This window comes from Streptomyces sp. NPDC041968 (genome assembly GCF_055589025.1).
On record NZ_JBVJCB010000035.1, the window covers coordinates 1 to 2,241 of the forward strand.

At 73.9% G+C, this 2,241-nt stretch carries 1 protein-coding gene; it reads left to right on the top strand.

Going from position 1 to position 2,241, the window contains the following annotated elements; translation table 11 throughout:
- Positions 1-2,241: beta-ketoacyl reductase (locus tag ACZ6EG_RS33990; protein WP_469610512.1), on the top strand; the 2,241-nt coding region annotated here is incomplete at both ends.

The window sequence follows — 2,241 nt, forward strand, 5'->3', positions numbered from 1 at the left end:
GCGACGGTCTTCACCCGCGACGCCGACCTGGACGTGAACGCCCTGCACACGGGTCCCACAGGCCGACGCATCGACCTCCCCACCTACCCCTTCCAACGAGACCGCTACTGGTTGGACCCCACTCGCACCACCGCGACCGACACCGAGGCCGCCGGTCAGTCGACGGACGGGCTCCGCTACCGCGTCACCTGGCAGCCGGCCGTCGTCGACCGCGGCAGCCCCCGGCCTGCCGGCCGAGTGCTGCTCCTGGCACCGGACGAGGACACGGCCGACTCCGGACTCGCCACCGCCCTCGCACGTGAGCTGACCGTGCGCGGGGCCGAGGTCCACGCCGTCGTCGTGCCGGTCGGTACCGGCCGGGAGGCAGCCGCTGACCTGCTGCGGGCCGCCGGTGACCATGCCGCTCGCAGCACGCGAGTCCTGTGGCTCGCCCCGTCCGAGCCGGACACGGCCGATGCCGTCGCCCTCGTCCAGGCCCTGGGCGAGGCGGCACCCGGCGCCCCGCTCTGGGTCACCACCCGTGAGGCGGTGGCCGTGCGGCCGGACGAGATCCCCTCGGTCGGGGGCGCTCAGCTCTGGGGGTTGGGACAGGTCGCCGCGCTCGAACTGGGTTCTCGCTGGGGCGGCTTGGCCGACCTGCCGGGGAGTGTGTCGTCCGCGGTGCTCCGTACGTTCGTCGGGGCGCTGCTCGCCGGGGAGGAGAACAACCAGTTCGCGGTACGGCCCTCGGGTGTCCATGTCCGCCGTGTGGTTCCTGCCCCTGACCCCGTCCCCGTCTCCGGCTCCGTTCCCTTGACGGACGGCCGGTGGTCCTCCGGCACCGTACTGATCACCGGGGGCACCGGTGCCCTGGGCGCGCAGGTCGCCCGCAGGCTGGCCCGGTCGGGCGCCGCGCACCTGCTCTTGGTGACCCGGCGCGGCGCGGACGGCGCCGGGGTGGGTGAACTCGTCGAGGAGCTGACGGCGCTCGGTTCCGAAGTGACCGTCGAGGCCTGCGACGTCGCCGACCGGGACGCACTGGCCGCGTTGCTCGCGGGCATCCCCGCGGAACGGCCCCTCACCGCCGTACTGCATGCGGCCGGCGTGCTCGACGACGGTGTGCTGGACTCACTCACCTCCGACCGGGTGGACACCGTACTGCGGGCCAAGGTCACCACGGCCCGCCACCTGGACGAGCTGACCGCGGACCTTCCGCTGGACGCCTTCGTGCTGTTCTCCTCCATCGTCGGCGTGTGGGGCAACGGGGGCCAGGCCGCCTACGCCGCCGCCAACGCCGCGCTCGACGCCCTGGCACAGCGGCGCCGGGCCAGGGGAGGACGTGCCGCCTCGATCGCCTGGGGACCGTGGGCCGGTGCCGGAATGGCTTCGGGAACCGCGGCGACGTCCTTCGAGCGGGAGGGCATCGCGGCCCTGGACCCCGAGCGCGCGCTCGACGTCCTGGACGAGGTGATGGGCGTCACCGGGACCTCCGCCACGAGGGCACCCGCGGCCGGCGAGACCTCGCTGCTCATCGCCGACGTGGACTGGGAGACCTTCGTCGGGCGTTCGGTGACCCGCCGTACCTGGTCGCTCTTCGACGGTGTTCCCGCCGCCCGTTCGGCGCGCGCCGCCCATGCCGCGGCCGACCGCGCCGCTCTCACCCGAGGGAGCGGCCAGGACGCAGACGAGGGCCGGCCGTGGCTGTCCGTCGGCCCGTCGTCGGCGGAACGTCGTCGTTCCCTGCTCACGCTCGTGCGTTCCGAGGCCGCCGGGATCCTGCGCCACGCCTCGGTCGACGCGGTCGATCCGGAGCTGGCTTTCCGGTCCGCCGGGTTCGACTCCCTCACCGTCCTCGAACTGCGCAACCGCCTGACCGCCGTCACCGGGCTGAACCTGCCCAACACGCTGCTCTTCGACCACCCCACCCCCGTCTCGCTCGCCTCCCACCTGCACGACGAGCTGTTCGGTGCCGACGGCGAGGCGGACCCGGTGGCGGCCACCCCCGCGCCGGCCGTGGCCGACGAGCGTGAGCCGATCGCGATCGTGGGCATGGCCTGCCGCTATCCGGGCGGTGTGCTGTCGCCGGACGACCTGTGGAACCTGGTGGCCGGTGACGGGCACACGCTGTCCCCGTTCCCGGCCGACCGCGGCTGGGACATCGAGGAGTTGTACGACCCGGAGCCGGGGGTGCCGGGCAGGAGTTATGTGCGGGAGGGCGGGTTCCTGCATTCCGCGGCGGAGTTCGACGCGGAGTTCTTCGGC